This window comes from Candidatus Binataceae bacterium (genome assembly GCA_035650475.1).
GTDB lineage: Bacteria > Desulfobacterota > Binatia > Binatales > Binataceae > JAKAVN01.
Map to the genome: position 1 here is coordinate 536,266 of DASRHP010000012.1, position 19,160 is coordinate 555,425.

Here is a 19,160-nt window from a genome sequence, read left to right on the forward strand (position 1 = left end):
GCCAAGGGAGTCTGCTTCGCGCCTTGACGGTTCGCGAATGAAGTTGGATTACTCCAAACGCCCGGGGGATGCGTGCCGCGCAACCATCCGCCATATCCCGGCACTCCCGACGGCCAGGTCCCCGGCGGCGATCGCAGCCCGATCAACGAGCCGCTTGCACAGCTCACCTACGCGGCGGCAGGAGCCTCTGATCGCGCAAGCGGCGAACACGAGACTGCTGTCCGCAGGCGGGTCATGTCCTCGATGTCGAGGACGACGCGGCCGCGATGCCAGTAGCTGACCTAGCGCCGGCCCCGACGTCATCGAGAGCAGCGCCTGGTGCGGCGGCAGAAGCGCGTTCGAACTGAGCGTGAAGCCGCGGCGCGTTTTGCGCGCGCGGCTTTTCGGCTATCCTTGCGCACTTTGGCGATGCCCATCTGACGCGCGGCCCATGACGCGAATTCCCTGGCTCAAGCTGCTCCTGCTCTGGCTCTCGGGCATCAGCTTGCGCCTGACGCTGCTCGCCATCCCGCCGCTCCTCCCGCTCATCCATCGCGACCTCCCGCTCGACGAAACCGCGGTTGCCGCACTGCTCGGACTGCCAGTGCTGCTGCTCGCAAGCGCAGCGACGGCGGGCTCGATGCTGATTTCGCGCTTCGACGCGCGCCGCGCGGTGATCGTCGGCACCGCGCTGGTCGGTGCGAGCTCGGCGCTGCGCGGCGTGGGACCGTCGCTTGCGATGCTGTTCGGGATGACGCTGCTGATGGGCGCCAGTATCGCGGTGGTGCAGCCTGCGCTGCCGGCGCTGGTTTACCATTGGACACCCGCCCACGTCGGACTGGCCACTGCGGTTTACACCAACGGATTGCTCGTCGGCGAACTGGTCGGCGCGGGCGCGACGACGCAGGCAATCGTGCCGCTTGCCGGGAACTGGCGCGCCGCGCTGGCGGTGTGGGGAGTGTTTCCGATCATCGTGGCGGCGATGCTCTGGCTGCTGACGCCGCGGTTGGGCGCGGTGGACGAGCAGGGCGAACGGACGCAATGGTGGCCCGACTTCAGGCACGGCCTGACCTGGCGGCTGGGTTTCATCCAAGCCGGCAGCTCGGTCATCTACTACGGCGCCAACGCGTTCTTTCCTGATTACCTGCACAGCGTGGGGGCCACCCATCTGATCGCGTCGTCGCTTGTCTGGCTTAACGGCGCGCAGTTTCCCGCCTCGATTATCGTGGCGCTGTTTCCGGAGCGATTCGTCGGACGGACGGTGCCGATTCAAACGATGGCGGTGGTCACCGCGGCCGGGCTGGGCGTGTTCTTTATCCCGCACGATTGGGCGCGCATCGCTGGGGCGGCGCTCCTCGGCTTTTCGTCCGCCATGTGCTTCGTGCTCAACCTGGTCTTTCCGCCGCTGCTGGCCGAGCGCCCGGCCGACGTCCATCGGGTCTCGGCCGGGATGTTCACGATCGGTTACGGGATGGCGTTTCTGATGCCGCTGATCGGCGGCGCGGCGTGGGACCGCACAGGAGTCGCGGCGTTCTCGCTGGCGCCGGCCATTATCGGCTCGCTCTGCCTGCTGCTCGCGCCGTGGGGCCTTGAGCTTCGCGGACCGCAGGCGCTGACCAGGGCCGGCGGGCAGTCAACCTGACGGCGCCGCAGTGCACCAATTAGGGAGTGGGGCGAGCCTCAGCCAGACGCCGCTCGGCTTCCGGCCACGCCTTGAGGATCGTCGCGCGCATCGCGCGATGCAGCCGGCCGTTGCTCGCGAGGATCTGGCGTCCGCCCAGATCCAGGCGCGAGCCGTCCGCGTTGGTCACGCGCCCGCCCGCCTCGGTCACGACAAGCGCGCCGGCGGCGACGTCCCACGGATGGAGCCCGAATTCCCAGAAGGCGTCCACCCGCCCGCAGGCGACGTAGCACAGGTCGAGCGCCGCGGAGCCGGTGCGCCGCACCCCCTGCGTGCGCATCATGAAGGCCTCCCAGAAGGTCAGGTAGAAGTGACGCCGCTCGCGCCGGTCGTAGGGGAAGCCGGTCGCGAGCAGGGCGAATTCGAGCGCCGGCGTCCGGCTGACCCGGATGCGCTTGCCATTGAGCCGCGCGCCGCGTCCGCGGGCGGCGACGAACAGCTCGCGCTTGAGCGCGTCGAACACCACGCCGAGCTCGACGCGTCCGCGCCGCTCGTAGGCGATCGACACGCAGAACTGCGGGAACCCGTGGGCGAAGTTGGTGGTGCCGTCGAGCGGATCAATTATCCAGCGCTGGGCGCTCCGCTGCGCGTTGGCACCGCTTTCTTCGGCGAGGATCGCATGGTCCGGGAAGGCGCGGCTGATGATGGCGATCACGGCGGCCTCGGCCTCGCGGTCGGCTTCGGTGACCAGGTCGATCGAACTGCTCTTGCGGCTGACGCTGATGCGGCTGAGCCGGCGCAGATGGACGCGGCCGGCGGCGCGCGCGGCGGCCAGCGCCACGTGCTCGATCTCGCTTTGCACGGCCACGGAAGTTATGCGAGGCGAGTCGCTTTAGCCAGCGCGCGCGGCGCGCGCCAGGGGCGGAAATCCACAACGGCCGGGCTCATCGAGCACTCACCAGCGCGGAATCTCGGCGAGCTCGATGTCGAGCGCGACCTTGCCGATCAACTCGCGCGCGCGGGCGTTGGAGAGCGGATGGTTCACGCCAGCGCGCACGTCGCGAAAGTAGCGTTCGAGCGGGTTGCGCTTGACGAAGCCATGCGCCCCGGCGATCTCCATGCACTGGTCAACCACGCGAATCGCGTTGTTGGTTGCCACATACTTGGGCAGCACCACGCGCGCGAGCCCCCGCTCGCCCTTGAACCCGTCGCGGTCGGCGGCGTACTCGCGCGCCACGCCGAGGTACAGCGCGCGCGACTGCGCGAGCAGCGCCTCGGCCTCGGCGGCGGCGAACTGCACGCCGGGGAGATACTTTATGGGGCGCGGCAGGACCAGCGGCTTGAAGCGGCCGGCGAACTCGCGCGTCCACCTGTAGGCCGTTGTTGCCAGCCCCGTGTAGATCGCCGCGATCGATAGGCTGAACCAGGCGAACAGCGAGATTCCGTTTTCATCGATCGGCCCCACCGGGCGCTCATCCGCCTTGGCGGTCTCCGGCACCCGCACGTCCTTGAGAACAAGGTCGTGGCTCGACGTCGCGCGCATCCCCAGCGCGTCCCACGTCTCGACGATCTCGGCGCCGGGCGTGCCTCGCGCGATCACGAAAGTGGCCGCGGTCGGCGGCGTGCTGTCCTCGACCGTCGCCATCACCATGAACATGTCGATCACCGGCGCGAGGCTGGTGAAAATCTTGCGCCCGTTGAGCACATAGCCCGCCGCGTCGTGGCGCGCGCGGGTGGCGAAGTAGCCCCAGTCGCCGCCGGTTTCGGGCTCGCTGATTCCGCCGCCCAGGATCGCGCGCCCGCGCCCGAGCATCTCGAGGAACACCGCCTCGTCGGGCGTGCCGCGCAGCCGTTCGACCATGCTGCCGATGCCGAAGAGGTGCATGTTGATGGCGAGTGCGGTCGGCGCGCATCCCTGGGCCAGCGCTTCCTGGCACAGCACGAAATCGACGAGGTCGGCGCCCAGGCCGCCGTGGCGTTCGGGCACGACCAGCGCGGTGTAGCCGGTCTCCTTCATGCGCCGGACGTTTTCGAGCGGAAAGCTATTGGCGCGGTCGTGCTCCTCCGCGCGGGTGGCAAAATCCGCGGCCAACTCGCGCGCGAGGGCGACCAGTTCCGTCTGCCGTTGAGACATCGCTAAATCCACGCGCCCGCTTCGATTTCGGCATCTTCGCGCCCGGGCGCGCCGCGCGAAGCGATGAGGCTAACCCAGCACGCGGAGCCGGTAAAGGCGGTTCAGTCGGCGCGGCGACCAGAGCGCAATCGATTTGTAGCCGGCATAGATGCGGGCGGCGACCCATGCGACGCGAAGGAAGCGCGCGCACCGGCGCGGCGCTCGCCGGTTGCGGCTCGGCTGTAGGTGTTGGGATGGGGCGAGCGTACAATGAAGGGTTCACGCGCCGGTTGCGCGCAGCGGCAGGGTCGCCCGCGACGCGGGGCCTCGAAGAGAGTCTAAAGGATGTTGGAGGGACAGAGAAACGCCGCGGGCGGCGCGCCCGTCGCCCGCACGCCTGCCAACGGCACCCTTGGCGAGGTCACGCGCCGCTACTACTCGATGTGGCTGGGCTATTCGTTCGCCGGCGGCTTCCTCTACGGCGTCTATCCGCTCTTCCTGCGCTCGCGCGGGTTGGACCAGTTCCAGATCAACAGCGTGTTGGCGGTGTACTTCGTCGTGATGTTCCTGACCGACGTGCCGACCGGCGCGTTCGCCGACGCGATGGGGCGGCGGCGCTCGTTCGTTCTCGGATGCGCGTTGCGCGTCGCCGCCTTCCTCCTGTACTTCTGCGCCCATCGCTACGCCGCCTTCCTGCTGGCCGAATCGATCGACGGCGTGGGAACGACTTTCTGCAACGGCGCAATCGACGCCTGGGGGGTTGACGCGCTCGATGCCGCGGGCTTCGTCGGTCTCAAGGACCGCCTGTTCTCGCGCATCTCGCAACTGACCAATCTCGGCTTCGTCGGCTCGGCGATAATCGGCGCCTACGTCGCCGACATCGACATCGCCTATCCGTGGCTGCTCGGTGCGGCGGGCTACCTGTTCGCGGGGATGGCGGCGGCGTCCCTGATGCGCGGGGAGCGGGAACGGTCGGCTGGGGTCAATCTGCGGGCGCTGCCCGGGCTGGTGGCGTTGCGCGTGATGCTCGGATTGCGCCGCGGCTTCCGCAGCCGCCCGGTGCTGCTGCTGAGCAGCGCGAGCGCGCTGACCTTCGCCGCGTGGGCGCCGTACTGGTTGGAGTGGCCGCAGCTCTTCAACGACCGCTACGGGGTGGGTATTTGGATCGTCGGCTGGCTGTACGCGTTGTTCACGCTGGCGCGGATGGCCGGCGCGGAGGCGGTGGTGCGCTTCGGCGTAACGGCGAGCAAGCGCGGCGCACGGCTGGTCGGCTTGACGCTGGTTGCCGGCGCGCTGCTCTTTGGCGGCGGCGCGCTTGCCGGCCGGCCCAACCTCGCACTGGTGAGCCTGCTGGTGATGAACCTGTGCGCTGGGGCGATGCAGCCGCTTGGCCAGACCTGGTTCAACGAGCAGATCGATTCCGAGGAGCGGGCTACGCTGCTGAGCTTCAGCAGCACCTTTGGCACACTCGGCGGCTCGCTCGGCCTGCTGGTGGGCGGGCGGGTTGCCGACGCGTACGGAATTCCAGCGGCGTGGAAGCTGGGCGCGCTCATCCTGCTCGCCGCGGCGCCGTGCTACTGGGCGGTCCGCCGGGCAAGCGCGGGTGTCGCGATCGTTCCAGCGGCATCGTAAAGTCGCGCCGTTGCAGGCGGTGGTGAGTGCTGCTCAAATGGCCGCAACTCGCATCGCGAGCTCGGACAGCCACCATGCCCTCAGCCACCGTCGTCGTTGCCGGAACCGGATTCACCGCCGTGCGTCAGCACCTGCTGGAAGCGTTGCCTGGCGTGCGCTTCGACATGATCGACGTGGCAACGCTGCGCCGCGACGGCGCCGCGGCCGACGTCCTGATCCCGGCCATGTCGCGCATCGACGGCGAGCTGATGGACCATATCGGCGGCCTGCGCCTGATCCAGCAGTGGGGCGCGGGGCTGGAGGGGGTGGATATCCCCGCCGCGACCGCGCGCTGCATCGCTGTCGCCAACGTGCCCAGCGCCGGCACCGGCAACGCCGAGTCGGTCGCCGAGTGGTGCGTGATGGCCGCGATTGCGGTCAGCCGCCGCCTCCCGGTCGCCGAGCAGACGCTTCGCGGGGGCAAGGTATGGGGCGGGCCGATGGGCCGTGCGCTGCTCGGGCGAACGGCGGGGATCGTGGGGATGGGCGGCATCGGACGGGCGCTGGCGGCACGGCTGAGGCCGTTCGGGATGCGGATGGTGGGGATAAAGCGTTGCCCGGAGCAGGGACTGGCCGAGCGGCTGGGGATGGAATGGATCGGCGGCCCGGAGCGGCTGCCCGAGCTGCTGCGGCTGAGCGATTACCTCTTCCTCTGCGTGCCGCTGCGCGACGAGACGCGCGCGCTGATCGACGAGGCCGCGCTCGCGCTGCTGCCGCCGCAGGCCTGTGTCGTCAACGCCGCGCGCGGCGGCCTGATGAGCCAGGCCGCGCTGCTGCGGGCGCTAGATCGGGGTCGGCTCGTCGGCGCCGGGCTCGACGTCTTCGAGCAGGAGCCGCTGCCCTCTGATTCCCCGCTACTCGGCCGGCCCGATGTCGTGGCGACCGCCCATATCGCCGGGGTCACCGACGTTTCATATCGCGGGATTGCCGAGCGCGTAGCGGCCAACGTCCGGCGCCTGCTCGCCGGCGAGCCGTTGGAGAACTGCGTCAACGCGTTCGCGCTCGGCAGCCACTAGCGGCGGGGCGCGCCGTCGGTTAGAAATTAAGGCTCACGAGCGCGGACGGGCCGCGCTCTCGGGCGCGCACGGCGGACGATGGACTTCCCCAGGATAAAGCGGCTCCCCCCTTACGTGTTCAACGCGATCGGCGAGCTCTGCCTCAAGGCGCGGCGCGCCGGCGAGGACATCATCGACTTCGGCATGGGCAACCCCGACGAGCCCACGCCGGCGCACATCGTCGCCAAGCTGGTCGAGGCCGCGACCAAGCCGCCCAACCATCGCTACTCGGTCTCGCGCGGGGTGTACAAGCTGCGCCTGGCGATCACCGACTGGTACCGCCGCCGCTACGGCGTCGAGCTCGACCCCGACAGCGAGGCGATTGTGACGATCGGCTCCAAGGAGGGAATCGCGCACCTGATGCTCGCGGTGCTCGACCAGGGCGACGTCGTGCTGGCGCCCACGCCGACCTATCCGATCCATCAGTACGGATGCGTGATCGCGGGCGCCCAGGTGCAGGGGGTGCCGATAAGCCAGGGCGCCGATTTCTTCGACGCCATGATCGAGACGCTCAACCGCTGCTGGCCGCGGCCCAAGCTTTTGGTGATGAACTTCCCGCACAACCCGACCACGGCGACGGTCGATCTCGCCTTCATGAAGCGGGTGGTCGAGTTCGCGCGCGAGCACGGGATCATGGTGGTGCACGACTTCGCCTACGCTGACCTGTGCTTCGACGGCTACCGGGCGCCGTCGATGATGCAGGTGGCGGGGGCGCGTGAGGTCGGGGTCGAGTTCTTCACGCTCTCCAAGAGCTACAACATGCCGGGATGGCGGGTCGGTTTCGCGGTCGGCAATCGCGAGATGATCGCGGCGCTGGCGCGGCTGAAGTCGTATTTTGACTACGGGATGTTCGCGCCGGTGCAGGTCGCGGCGATCGCCGCGCTCAACGGGCCCCAGGAGTGTGTCGGCGAGATCGCCAGCACCTACCGCCGGCGGCGCGACGTCCTGGTGGACGGGCTCAACCGCGCCGGATGGCCGGTTGAGAAGCCGCGCGCCACGATGTTCGTATGGGCGCCGATTCCCGAGCCGCTGCGTCAGATGGGCTCGCTCGACTTCGCCAAGTTCCTGCTTGCCGAAGCCAAGGTCGCGGTATCGCCGGGCGTCGGCTTTGGCGCCGACGGCGACGGCTTCGTGCGCTTCGCGCTGATCGAGAACGAACATCGCACGCGCCAGGCGCTCCGCGGCATCCGCCACGCGCTGCGCCTTGCGATGCGCGGGACGCGTCCGCGCGTTGCGGCGGCGGGCTCCTGATCCATCCTCCCGATGGCGCAACCCGGTGTTCGGCTGAAGCCGGTGAGGATAGCCCTGCTCGGCTGCGGGACGGTCGGCGAGGGCGTCGTGCGCCTGCTCAGGCGCAACGCCGCGATGCTCGCGCGCAAGCTCGGCGCGCCGCTGGAGCTGGCAGGCGTTGCCGATCGCAGTCTCAGGCCGATTCCCTCGCTTGGCCTCACCGCAAAACTGATTACGCGCGATCCGGCCGCCCTGGTCGTTCGTCCCGACATCGACATCGTGGTCGAGCTGTTCGGCGGAATCGAGCCCGCGCGCTCGCTGCTCTTGACCGCGCTTGCCGCGGGCAAGGACGTCGTCACCGCCAACAAGGCGCTGCTCGCCGAGCACGGCGAGCCGATCTTCGCCGCGGCCTCGCGGGCCGGGATGGCGGTCGGTTTCGAGGCGAGCGTCGGCGGCGGTGTGCCGATCATCCGCACGCTGCGCGAGGCGCTGGCCGGCGATCGCCAGCGCGCGGTCTATGGAATCGTCAATGGGACCTGCAATTCGATCCTGACCACGATGACCGAGCGCGGCACGGAATTCTCCGAGGCGCTGGCCGAAGCGCAGCGGATGGGCTTGGCCGAGGCCAATCCGGCGCTCGATATCGACGGCCATGACGCCGCGCACAAGCTTTGCCTGCTGGTCACCCTGGCCTTCGGCGCGCTGCTCAAACCCGCGCAGGTTTATACCGAGGGCATCAGCCGGGTCACCCAGGCCGATATCGCTTATGCGCGTGAACTCGGATACACGATAAAGCTGCTCGCGATCGCGCGCGACGACAACGGCGCGGTCGAGGCGCGTGTGCATCCCACGATGATTCCGACGCGCCACCTGCTGGCCAGCGTCGGCGGCGCGTTCAACGCGATCTATATTCACGGCGAGGCGCTCGGGCCGACGATGTACGTGGGGCTGGGGGCGGGGCAGATGCCAACCGCGACCGCGGTGATGGCCGACGTGCTGGAGATTGCGCGCGCGCGAATCGCGGGCGCCGGCGCGCGCGGCCACGCGCTGGGCTACCCGATGGGCGCGGTGACGCGCGCCCGTGTCAAGCCGATGGACGACGTGCTATGCGAGTACTATCTGCGCTTTCAGGCGCGCGATAAGCCCGGTGTGCTCGGCACCATCGCCTCGGTGCTCGGGCGCAACGGAATTTCGATCGCCTCGGTGATCCAGCAGGGCCGCAAGGTGGAAAGTACGGTGCCTGTAATCATGCGCACCCACGAGGCGCGCGAGCGCAACCTTAAGCGCGCGCTCGCCCGCATCGCCCGCCTCCACACGGTCAGCGGCGCGCCCGCCTTCATCCGGATCGAGGAGCGCCTGTAGCGGCGATGACGCGCCACAAACATAGCGCGCCCGCGCGCCCGTTAGGGCGCCTCGAACGATGGCCGGGGCTGATCGAGCATTACCGCCGTTTCCTGCCGGTCGACGAACGCACGCCGGTGGTCACGCTCAACGAGGGCAATACCCCGCTTATCGACAGCCCGGAGATCGCGAGCCGGCTCGGTCCCGACGTAAAGTGTTACTTGAAGTTTGAGGGTGCCAACCCGACCGGCTCGTTCAAGGACCGCGGGATGACCGTCGCGATGAGTAAAGCGCGCGGAGAGAGCGCACGCATCGCGATCTGCGCCTCGACCGGCAACACCGCGGCCTCGGCGGCGGCCTACGCCGGGCGCGCTGGCATGCGCGCGTTCGTGCTGATTCCCAAGGGCGCGGTCGCGCTGGGCAAGCTGTCGCAGAGTGTGATGCACGGCGCGGGTGTGATCGAGATCATCGGCAACTTCGACATCTGCCTGAAGGTCGTGCGCGACGTTGCCGAGAGCGATCCGGTCAGTATCCGGCTGGTCAACAGCGTCAACCCCGACCGGATCGCGGGCCAGAAGACCGCCGCCTTCGAGATCTGCGACCAGCTCGGCGACGCCCCGACGCATCAGTTCCTGCCGGTCGGCAACGCCGGCAATATCACCGCCTACTGGGCCGGCTACAAGGAGTACAAGGCCGAAGGGCTGGTGAGCCGGTTGCCGAAGATGATGGGCTATCAGGCCGAGGGCGCGGCGCCGATCGTGCTCGGGCATGCGATCGACGATCCGCATACGGTGGCGACCGCGATCAAGATCGGAAACCCCGCGAGTTGGAAGGGCGCTGAAGCCGCGCGTGACGAATCAGGCGGGGTGATCGACATGGTCAGCGACGCCGAGATTCTGGCCGCCTACCGGCTGATCGCGAGCCTCGGAATTTTCGCCGAGCCGGCGTCGGCGGCGTCGGTGGCGGGTGCGCTTAAGTACGCGTCGAGCCGCGGGTTGCCGCCGGGTTCGGTGGTCGTATGCACGCTCACCGGCCATGGCTTGAAGGACCCCGACACCGCGCTCAAGAATCTCAGCAATACGATTGTTGTCGAGCCAGACGTGAACAAAGTGCTCAAGATTCTTCAGCGCGGATGACGGGCCGGCGCGCCGTCGGCTGCCGCGCGCCAACGGCTCGAGAGCGGAAAATCGATGAAATACGTGATCATTCACGGCGATGGGATGGCCGACTGGCCGTGCGACGAGTTGGACGGACGCACGCCGCTTGAGGCCGCCAACAAGCCCAACATGGACCTCATCGCCAGCCGCGGCGAGCTCGGCCTGGTCGCGACCATCCCGGCCGGGATGCCGCCGGGCAGCGACGTCGGCACGATGACGATGCTCGGCTACGATGCCGCCCGCTATCATACCGGTCGCGCGCCGATCGAAGCCGCCAGCCAGGGCATCCAGCTCGCTCCCGACGACGCCGTCTTCAGGATGAACCTGGTGTCGCTCAAGCCCGGAGCCGAGGGCGCGCCGGTGATGGAAGACTTTACCGCCGGCCACATCAGCAGCGAGGAGGCGGCGGCGATCGTGGCTGACCTCCAGGCGGCACTTGGCCGCGACGGCGTCGAATTCCACAACGGCGTCAGCTACCGCCACCTGATGGTGTGGCACGGCGGCCCGGTCACAACGCGCCTGACCCCGCCCCACGACATCACGGGCAAGCCCGCCGCGCCCTATCTGCCCGCGGGCGAAGGCGCCGAGCGCTTGCGCGCGATCATGGAAGGCGCGGCGGCGATCCTTCGCGAGCATCCGGTGAACCGCGCTCGACTCAGCGCGGGCAAGCCCGCGGCAAGCTCGGTGTGGTTTTGGGGGCAGGGCAGACGCCCGGCCGTTCCGACGCTCAAGACGCGCTTCGGCGTCGAGGGTTCGGTGATCTCGGCGGTCGATCTGGTCAACGGGCTCGGGCGACTCGCAGGCCTTGAGGTAATCAAGGTGCCCGGTGCGACCGGCTTTCTCGATACCGACTATGCCGCCAAGGGACGCTACGGCCTGGAATCGCTCAAGCGGCGCGACTTCCTGCTCCTGCATATCGAAGCGCCCGACGAGGCCGGCCATATGGGCCGCGCCGATCTCAAGCGCGATGCGATTGAACGTATCGACGAGCTGATCGTCGGCCCGATGCTGCGCGGGCTGCCGGCGCTGGGCGATTTCCGCATCCTGCTGATGCCCGATCATGCAACCCCGTGCAAACTCAAGACGCACTCGAACGAGCCGGTGCCCTTTGCTATGCTCGGCGGCGCAAGGACCGGCCGCGCGCCCGCGCGGCGTTACACGGAGGCCGAGGCCGCAAGCACGGGAGTCTCCGTCAAGGACGGTCATCGGTTGATTGAGTCGCTGTTCGCGGCAGGCTGACGCCGCAGCGGCGGCGCTTGGGGTTGGAGGCCCGCCCGATGGAGCGAAATCTCGCGCTCGAAGTCGTTCGCGCCACCGAGGCGGCGGCCCTCGCCGCGGCGCGCTTTATCGGCCGCGGCGACGAACGGGCCGCCGACCACGCCGCCGCTGAAGCGATGCGCAAGGCGCTCAACTCGATCGCCTTCGACGGCAAGATCATTATCGGCGAGGGCGAGCAGGGCGAGGCGGACATTCTGTACGCCGGCGAGATCGTCGGGACCGGCGTGGGTCCGGAGGTTGACCTGGCGCTCGACGCGCTCGAGGGCCCGCACATCTGCGCCTCGGGCGGCCCCAACGCGATGTCGTGTATCGCGCTCGCCGAGCGCGGTAAAATCCTGCGCTGCCCTGATACTTATATGGACAAGATCGCCTGCGGGCCGGCCGGCCGCGGCGTGATCGATCTGGACCGCTCGCCCACCGATAATCTCAAGGCGCTGGCCGAAGCCAAGAAGGTGTACGTCGAGGACCTGCGAGTCGCGGTGCTCGACCGCCCCCGCCATGAAAAGCTGATCGGCGAGCTGCGCCGCGCGGGCGCCGGGATCAAGCTGCTCACCGCCGGCGACCTGGCGGCGGCGGTCGCCACGATTCGTCCGGAGAGCGAGATCGACCTGCTGATCGGCACCGGCGGAGCACATCAGGGCGTGCTCGCGGCGGCGGCGATCCGCTCGGCTGGCGGCGAAATGCAGGCGCGCTTCGCGCCGCGCAACCAGGAAGAGGCGGAGGCCTGTTTAAGCTGCGGTATCCTCGACCTCAAGCGCCGCTACCTGCTCGAGGAACTGGCGGCGGACAATGTAATGTTCGCTGCCACCGGCGTCACCACCGGCGACTACCTCGCCGGCGTGCGCTTCTTCTCGGGCGGCGCGCACACCAACAGCGTGATGATGCGCTCGAAGACCCGCACCGTGCGCTACATCGAGGCCTTCCATCACTTCGACTTCAAGCCCGAATACTGATCGCGCGCGGGTCGGGATGTCGGCGCCTGTTCCGTGCGGCTGGGGCATGGCGCCGCTCGCGGGCAGCCACCAACACGGAATGAAGCCCGGGCGGCAGTGGCATGGCTGACGGCGCCCGGGCTCCCTCCCCGTTTGACCGAGCGGCGATGGCCGCGCTCGGCATCTATTTTGGTCTTTCATTTTTCTTTTTCGGCCGCGGGCTGGTGGGGCATTTTTCGACCTCCTACGTCGGGCGCGGCCCGGATCCGCCGCAATCGATCTGGTTCATCGCATGGTGGGCCTATGCGTTCACCCATCGATTGAACCCGTTCTTCACCAGACTGCTATTCGCGCCCGCCGGGGCCAACCTGTCGTGGTCGACGATGGCGCCGCTGGCGGCGTTAACGGCGGTGCCGATCACGCTCTGGTTCGGCCCGGTGGCTGCGTACAACGCTCTCTGTCTGATCGCGCCGACAATGGCTGGATGGGCTGCCTTTGTGCTGTGCCGGTGGCTCAGCCGTGGCTACTGGTCTTCATTGGCGGCGGGGTGGGTGTTTGGGTTTTCTGCATACACCGTATCCGCGATAACCACGCATCTCCACACGCTTTTAGTATTCCCCATCCCGCTGATTGTATGGTTGTCGCTGCGATACGCGGCCGGCGAGCTACATAGGCGGCGCTTGGTGGCGACGGTCGCGCTGCTGATATTTGCGCAGTTTATGTTCTGCGCGGAGATCGTTGCGACGGCTGCATTGGTAGGTGCGCTTTTCTTCACGGTCGTGTATGCGCTGGGCAGTGAGACGACGCGACACAGCCTGATGCGGCTGCCCGCGCCGCTTGCCGCGGCTTGTGGAATCGCCGCTGTTTTTCTATCGCCTTACCTCTACTTCATGTTTGCTTTCGGTCATCCCGGCGGCGTCGTGCTCAATCCCGAATATCATGGAGCTGATTTACTTAACCTGCTGGTACCCACCGGCGTCAACGAGCTGGGGAAGCTTGGCGCGCTTGCGGCGATTTCGCGCACTTACCGCGCAACGCTGACTGAGAGCGGTTCGTATCTGCCGCTCCCGCTGGTAGTGATCGCGTTGTTGTTTGGCAGAGAGCGCTGGGCTGAACCGACAGCGCGCGCCCTTATCTACTCGATCATAGCGACGTGCGTTCTGGCGATGGGCGCGCGCTTTGTTATCGGCGGCCATCCGACCTTCGGTGCGCCGTGGTATTTGCTCACCAGGCTGCCGCTGCTTCGGAAGGCATTGCCCGTCCGACTGATGATGTATGTGTTCCTTGGACTGGCGGTAATCGCGGCAATGTGGCTTTCCACTACTCGCCGAAGTGCGCTGCTGAGGGCGAGTTTAGCGATAGGGTTGTTGCCATTCATGATGCCGAACCTGTCCACCTCATATTGGAGCTCGGCATTTGAGATTCCGGAGTTCTTTTCGAGTGGTGCGTATCGACAATATCTCGAGCCGGGCGAAAACGTGATGGTCGTACCTGCCTTGATTTACGGAGACGGTATGCAGTGGCAGGTAGCCAGTGGGATGTACTTTCGGCTCGCCGGCGGATACATCGGGCTGTCGCCGCTCGCGCCGCCGGAATACGCGCGCTGGCCCATCATGGCTGCATTCTATGACACCGCGGGAATCCCCGATGCCGGCGAACAGTTGAAGGCGATGCTCGCGCACCAAAAAACCTCGGCCATCATCGTTGGCCCTTCCAGGTACAGGATGGTTGACCGGGTCAACGGCGACTGGACTGCGGCGACCTGGATTCATCCTCGACTCACCGCGCAGGAGAGGTCGCGTTTGGACGGTCTACTGTCGGACGCGCTGGGAGTGCGCCCGCTGGAAGTTGGCGGCGTCGAGCTTTACCGGATACCGCCCGCGGTGCTCGCGCCCTACGCCGGCGTCACTGCGCTCGAGATGCAGCGGCGTTACATCCGAGCCAGGTTCGAGTTGCTGTTGCGCGCCGCGCACGAATACCTCGCGGCGGGCGGAGACCTTGACGGGCTTCAATCGCAACCCGAGCGGGCGCTTCGGCTCGAACCAGTGGATTGGTTTGGCGGTCCTGCCTTTCCCGCGCTCAGCCCCAATCGCGCCTTTCAAGTCGCGTGGGCGCTGGGACAATGGCATAAGGGCAGGATTGCGGTGGGCGTGCAGGGCGCGTACGAGGCGGTGAAGCCCTTGATCGACCGCTACGGCCGCGATTCAAGCGCGATCTACTTTCCCTTTCCGCAAACGCTGGGCTCGCCGCCGGCAGGCGGCTTTGGCGAGGCGCCGCTGATGGTGATGGAATTTACGCCGGCGGGGCTCGCGCGCGCCGCGGCAGCAACCGGGGCGATTGCGCGGCCGGCGGCCAGGCCCTAAGCTCGGCGCATGGCGCCGCGCACGGTCACGGTTTACATCGATTACAAGAGCCCCTACGCTTATCTCGCCAAAGACCCGGCCTACGAGTTGGAGCGCGAGTTCGATCTCCGCCTCGAATGGTTGCCTTACATCCTCAACATCCCCGAGTTCCTCGGCACCGTCGAGGGCCGCAACCCCCATCAATGGCGCCGCGTCCGCTACAGCTATATGGACGCGCGCCGGCTGGCGAATCGGCGCGGGCTTGTTGTGCGCGGCCCGCAGAAGATTTTCGACTCTTCGCTCGCCGCGATCGGGATGCTCTACGCGCAGCGCCACGACGTCTTTCGCGCCTATAACGACATCACGTTCGAGCGTTTCTGGAAGCGCGAGCTGGATATCGAGGACCGCGGCGCGCTCCGCGCCGTGCTCTCAGAAGCCCGCGCGCCGGTGAGCGCTTTCTACGACTTCCTTGACGGCGAGGGACGCCGCGAGCTCGAGCGCATTTGCCGCCAGGCCGAAGAGACGGGCGTCTTCGGCGTGCCGACCTTCGTGGTTGACGGCGAGCTGTTCTGGGGCGGCGACCGGCTGTGGATGGTCCGCGAGAAGCTCGGCGCGCCGGCCCCCCGCTAGCCCGCGCCGCGCGCAGATTAGGGAGGAAACCGGTGGAACTGAGGGACATCACTTTCGACCAGGCGCCGATCGCGACGCTGACCGTCAACCGGCCCGCCGCCCTCAACGCGCTCAACCGCGCCGTGCTCGAGGATATCGCGCGCGTGCTGCGCGAGGTCCGGCACGACCCCCGCGTGCGCGTGCTGATCGTCACCGGCGCGGGCGACCGCGCTTTCGTCGCCGGCGCCGATATCGCCGCGATGGCTGAGATGTCGGCGACCGAGGGGCTGGAGTTTTCCCGCCTCGGGCATCGCGTGATGCAGTCTTTCGAGGACCTGCCGATTCCCGTGATCGCCGCGGTCAACGGGTTTGCGCTCGGCGGCGGTCTGGAGCTTGCGATGGCGTGCGACCTGATAATCGCGAGTGAGAAGGCGCGCTTTGGTCAACCCGAGATCAATCTCGCTCTGATTCCCGGCTTCGGCGGCACCCAACGCCTGCCCCATCGGATCGGACACGCCCGCGCGCGCGAGTACGTCCTGACCGGCGAGATGTTTGACGCCAAAACGGCGCTCGCGCTCGGCCTCGTCAACCAGGTCGTCGCGCCCGAGGAGCTGATGCCTGCGACGCGTAAGCTCGCCGAGAAGCTCGCCTCCAAGTCGGGGGCGGCGCTGCGCCAGGCCAAGGCTGCGCTGCGCGCGTCGTTCACGATGGAAGAGGACGCCGGGCTGCGCTTCGAGCAGGAGGCCTTCGGACTGGTCTTCGCCAGCGCGGATCGGGTCGAGGGCACACGCGCGTTCGTGCAGAAGCGCGAGCCCAAGTGGCAGCATAAGTAGCGCACGCTGGGCGGCAAGCTTTGCGCAAGCACCGCGGGTGCGCCGGAAAGCCGCGGATCGGCAAGGGTTTCTATCGACCGCGCCGGTCGGTTAGGATATTAAAGGTCGCCGACCGGCGGCGCGCCTCGCCGTCGGCCGGCGGACCGCCGGTGCGATGCGCCCGCACGCGGGCATCCGTCAGTTCCTGCGGAGCGCCGACGTAATTGCGATGGACCTGGAACTCAACGATACCCAACGCTCCGCGCGCGAGACCGCGCGCCGCTTCGCCCGCGAGCGCCTCAGCACGGCCAGCGTCGAGACCGATCGCACCCATCGCTTCCCCGCCGAGGCGATCGCCGAGCTCGGACGGCTCGGCATGATGGGCGTCTTTATCCCGCAGCAATACGGCGGCGCGGGCCTGGATCACGTCAGCTACGCGCTCGTGATCGAGGAACTCGCCGTCGAGTGCGCCTCGACCGCGGTGATCGTCTCCGCGCATTCGTCGCTCGCCTCATGGCCGATCCTCGGCCTGGGCAGCGACGAGCAGCGCGCGCGCTATCTTCCGAAGATGGCGGCAGGCGAGTGGATCGGATGCTTCGCGTTGACCGAGCCGCAGGCCGGCTCCGACGCTGCCGGCCAGCGCACCCGCGCGGTGCCCGACGGCGACAGCTATATCCTCAACGGGAGCAAAAACTTCATCACCAACGGCCCCCAAGCCTCGGTCGCCATCGTGTTTGCGATGACCGACCCCAATCAGGGCCATCGCGGGATCAGCGCCTTTATCGTCGAGACTTCTGCGCCCGGATGGCAGGTGGTGCGGGTCGAGGAGAAGATGGGCATCCGCGGCTCGCATAGCGCACAGCTCGGCTTCAGCGACCTGCGGGTGCCGCGCACCAATCTGATCGGTGCCGAGGGCGAGGGTTTCAAGGTCGCGATGAAGACGCTCGACGGCGGACGGATCGGAATTGCCGCGCAGGCGGTCGGGATCGCGCGCGCCTCGCTGGAAGCCTCGCTGCGCTATGCGCAGGAGCGCCAGGCCTTCGGCCGCCCGATCGCGGCCAACCAGGCGATCCAGTGGAAGCTCGCCGATATGGCGGTCGAGATCGATGCGGCGCGCCTGCTCACCCTGCGCGCGGCGACGCTCAAGGACGCCGGCCAGCCTTGCACGACGCAATCGGCGATGGCAAAGCTGTTTGCGGCCGAGGCCGCGATGAAAGCGGCGACCGAGGCCGTCCAGGTTCACGGCGGCTACGGCTATACCAAGGAGTTCAAGGTCGAGCGCTATTTTCGCGACGCCAAGATCACGGAGATTTACGAGGGCACCTCGGAAATCCAGCGGCTGGTGATTTCAAACCACGTGCTTGAACAGCGATGAGGACGGCGTGAGCACTAGCAAACGGCAATGGCTGGAGACGACCTATAAGCAGGGCAAGGAGCGCCCGGCGCGCTTCTCCACCCTCTCGGACATGGAGGTCGAGCCACTCTACACCCCCGAAGACGTTGCGGGCGACTACCAGAGCGCGCTCGGCTACCCGGGCGAGTATCCATACACCCGCGGCGTGTACGAGTCGATGTACCGCGGCAAGCTCTGGACGATGCGCCAATTCGCGGGCTTTGGGCTTGCCGAGGACACCAATCGGCGCTTCCGTTTCCTGCTCTCGCAGGGGCAGACCGGGCTCTCGACTGCCTTCGACATGCCGGCGCTGATGGGCTACGACGCCGACCACGAGCGCTCCAAGGGCGAGGTCGGCCGCGAAGGCGTCTCGGTGACTTCGATCCACGACATGGCGCGGCTGTTCGAGGGGATCCCGCTCGACAAGGTGTCCACCTCGATGACGATCAACTGCTCGGCGTCGGTGCTGCTGGCGATGTACCTGGTGGTCGCCGAGCGCCAGGGCGTGCCCTGGAGCGCGGTCAGCGGAACGATCCAGAACGACATGCTCAAGGAGTTCATCGCGCAAAAGGAATGGATCTGTCCGCCGCGTCCCTCGCTGCGGATCGTCACCGACATGATCGAGTTCTGCGCCCGGCGGGCCCCGCGCTGGCATCCGGTGTCGATCTCCGGCTACCACATCCGCGAGGCCGGCTCGACCGCGGTCCAGGAGCTGGCCTTCACCATCGCCGACGGCCTTTGCTACGTGCAGGACGCGGTCGATCGCGGGCTCAACGTTGACGACTTCGCGCCCCGGCTGTCCTTCTTCTGGGACATCCATAGCGACTTCCTCGAAGAGATCGCCAAGCTGCGCGCCGGGCGGCGGATGTGGGCGCGGCTGATGAAGGAGCGCTTCGGCGCGAAGAACCCGCGCTCGATGATGCTGCGCACGCATGCGCAGACGGCTGGAGTGTCGCTCACCGCCCAGCAGCCGATGAACAACATCGTGCGGGTGGCGATTCAGGCGCTCGCCGGCGTGCTCGGCGGCGTGCAGTCGCTGCATACCAATTCGATGGACGAAACGCTGGCGCTGCCGACCGAGCAGGCGGTGATGGTGGCGCTGCGCACGCAGCAGATAATCGCTGAGGAGACCGGCGTCATCAACACGGTCGATCCGCTCGGCGGCAGCTACGCGATCGAGGCGCTGACCGACCGAATGGAACGCGAGGCGATGGAGTATATCCGCAAGATCGACGAGATGGGCGGAATGCTCAACGCGATCGAGCGCGGCTATCCGCAGCGCGAAATCGCCGAGGCCGCCTTCCACTACCAGCGTCAGCTCGAGCAGGGGGTCAAGACCGTGGTCGGCGTCAACAAGTACTCGATCCCTGAGGAGATCCCGATCGAAGTTCTTAAGATCGACCCGGCGCTGGAAGAGATGCAGGTCCAGCGCGTGCGCAAGCTCAAGCGCGAGCGCAATTCAGCCGCCGTGCGCGAGGCGCTGGCGCGCGTCGCCGAGGCTTGCCGCTCGGGCGAGAATCTGATGGAGCCGGTCTGCGAGGCGGTGCGGCGCGAGGCCACGGTCGGCGAGATTTGCGACGTTTACCGCGCCGAGTTCGGGATCTATACCGACCCAGGCTGGATCTAA

The 19,160-nt window shown here is 67.6% G+C and carries 15 protein-coding genes; 13 read left to right on the top strand and 2 right to left on the bottom strand.

What is annotated here, in order from left to right:
* The first annotated feature begins 430 nt into the window (after positions 1–430).
* Complete coding sequence (locus VFB33_14015; protein ID HZO82807.1) at positions 431–1,621, top strand: MFS transporter; 1,191 nt, start codon at positions 431–433, stop codon at positions 1,619–1,621.
* Between the two features lie 19 nt (positions 1,622–1,640).
* On the opposite strand, the gene VFB33_14020 is transcribed toward VFB33_14015, so the two are convergent.
* Both VFB33_14020 and VFB33_14025 read right to left on the bottom strand, forming a co-directional pair.
* Positions 1,641–2,468: an inositol monophosphatase family protein gene (locus VFB33_14020; protein HZO82808.1), complete on the bottom strand. Its 828-nt coding sequence runs from the start codon at positions 2,466–2,468 to the stop codon at positions 1,641–1,643.
* Between the two features lie 87 nt (positions 2,469–2,555).
* Positions 2,556–3,734, bottom strand: coding sequence for an acyl-CoA dehydrogenase family protein (locus VFB33_14025; protein ID HZO82809.1), 1,179 nt, complete (start codon positions 3,732–3,734; stop codon positions 2,556–2,558).
* Between the two features lie 324 nt (positions 3,735–4,058).
* On the opposite strand from VFB33_14025, the gene VFB33_14030 reads away from it, so the two are divergent.
* The 12 genes from VFB33_14030 (at position 4,059) to VFB33_14085 (ending at position 19,160) form a co-directional block, all read left to right on the top strand.
* On the top strand, positions 4,059–5,345 hold the full coding sequence (locus VFB33_14030; GenBank protein HZO82810.1) for an MFS transporter: 1,287 nt from the start codon (positions 4,059–4,061) through the stop codon (positions 5,343–5,345).
* 74 nt (positions 5,346–5,419) lie between these two features.
* Positions 5,420–6,400: a 2-hydroxyacid dehydrogenase gene (locus tag VFB33_14035; protein ID HZO82811.1), complete on the top strand. Its 981-nt coding sequence runs from the start codon at positions 5,420–5,422 to the stop codon at positions 6,398–6,400.
* Between the two features lie 78 nt (positions 6,401–6,478).
* Entirely contained in the window at positions 6,479–7,690 is a 1,212-nt protein-coding gene (gene alaC / locus VFB33_14040; GenBank protein ID HZO82812.1) for an alanine transaminase, read from the top strand.
* Positions 7,691–7,732: 42 nt separating this feature from the next.
* Positions 7,733–9,031 (top strand): homoserine dehydrogenase, encoded by a 1,299-nt coding sequence (locus VFB33_14045; protein HZO82813.1) that lies wholly within the window; start codon positions 7,733–7,735, stop codon positions 9,029–9,031.
* A 5-nt stretch (positions 9,032–9,036) separates the two neighbouring features.
* On the top strand, positions 9,037–10,146 hold the full coding sequence (gene thrC / locus VFB33_14050; GenBank protein HZO82814.1) for a threonine synthase: 1,110 nt from the start codon (positions 9,037–9,039) through the stop codon (positions 10,144–10,146).
* A 54-nt stretch (positions 10,147–10,200) separates the two neighbouring features.
* Positions 10,201–11,406, top strand: a complete 1,206-nt coding sequence (locus tag VFB33_14055; protein HZO82815.1) for a cofactor-independent phosphoglycerate mutase — start codon at positions 10,201–10,203, stop codon at positions 11,404–11,406.
* A 38-nt stretch (positions 11,407–11,444) separates the two neighbouring features.
* Positions 11,445–12,398 carry a class II fructose-bisphosphatase gene (gene glpX / locus VFB33_14060; GenBank protein ID HZO82816.1) on the top strand — a complete coding sequence of 318 codons (954 nt, stop codon included), beginning with the start codon at positions 11,445–11,447 and terminating at the stop codon, positions 12,396–12,398.
* Between the two features lie 146 nt (positions 12,399–12,544).
* Entirely contained in the window at positions 12,545–14,740 is a 2,196-nt protein-coding gene (locus VFB33_14065; protein ID HZO82817.1) for a hypothetical protein, read from the top strand.
* Positions 14,741–14,749: 9 nt separating this feature from the next.
* Positions 14,750–15,349, top strand: coding sequence for a DsbA family protein (locus VFB33_14070; protein ID HZO82818.1), 600 nt, complete (start codon positions 14,750–14,752; stop codon positions 15,347–15,349).
* A gap of 32 nt (positions 15,350–15,381) precedes the next feature.
* Positions 15,382–16,161, top strand: a complete 780-nt coding sequence (locus tag VFB33_14075) for an enoyl-CoA hydratase-related protein (protein HZO82819.1) — start codon at positions 15,382–15,384, stop codon at positions 16,159–16,161.
* A gap of 154 nt (positions 16,162–16,315) precedes the next feature.
* On the top strand, positions 16,316–17,515 hold the full coding sequence (locus VFB33_14080) for an acyl-CoA dehydrogenase family protein (GenBank protein ID HZO82820.1): 1,200 nt from the start codon (positions 16,316–16,318) through the stop codon (positions 17,513–17,515).
* Positions 17,516–17,522: 7 nt separating this feature from the next.
* Complete coding sequence (locus VFB33_14085; protein ID HZO82821.1) at positions 17,523–19,160, top strand: methylmalonyl-CoA mutase family protein; 1,638 nt, start codon at positions 17,523–17,525, stop codon at positions 19,158–19,160.

Bases quoted from the DNA above. Each gene is read 5' to 3' on its own strand.
- VFB33_14015 (HZO82807.1), top strand. From the start codon at position 431: ATGACGCGAATTCCCTGGCTCAAGCTGCTCCTGCTCTGGCTCTCGGGC.
- VFB33_14025 (HZO82809.1), bottom strand. From the start codon at position 3,734: ATGTCTCAACGGCAGACGGAACTGGTCGCCCTCGCGCGCGAGTTGGCC.
- VFB33_14030 (HZO82810.1), top strand. From the start codon at position 4,059: ATGTTGGAGGGACAGAGAAACGCCGCGGGCGGCGCGCCCGTCGCCCGC.
- VFB33_14035 (HZO82811.1), top strand. From the start codon at position 5,420: ATGCCCTCAGCCACCGTCGTCGTTGCCGGAACCGGATTCACCGCCGTG.
- alaC (HZO82812.1), top strand. From the start codon at position 6,479: ATGGACTTCCCCAGGATAAAGCGGCTCCCCCCTTACGTGTTCAACGCG.
- thrC (HZO82814.1), top strand. From the start codon at position 9,037: ATGACGCGCCACAAACATAGCGCGCCCGCGCGCCCGTTAGGGCGCCTC.
- VFB33_14055 (HZO82815.1), top strand. From the start codon at position 10,201: ATGAAATACGTGATCATTCACGGCGATGGGATGGCCGACTGGCCGTGC.
- glpX (HZO82816.1), top strand. From the start codon at position 11,445: ATGGAGCGAAATCTCGCGCTCGAAGTCGTTCGCGCCACCGAGGCGGCG.
- VFB33_14065 (HZO82817.1), top strand. From the start codon at position 12,545: ATGGCCGCGCTCGGCATCTATTTTGGTCTTTCATTTTTCTTTTTCGGC.
- VFB33_14070 (HZO82818.1), top strand. From the start codon at position 14,750: ATGGCGCCGCGCACGGTCACGGTTTACATCGATTACAAGAGCCCCTAC.
- VFB33_14080 (HZO82820.1), top strand. From the start codon at position 16,316: ATGCGCCCGCACGCGGGCATCCGTCAGTTCCTGCGGAGCGCCGACGTA.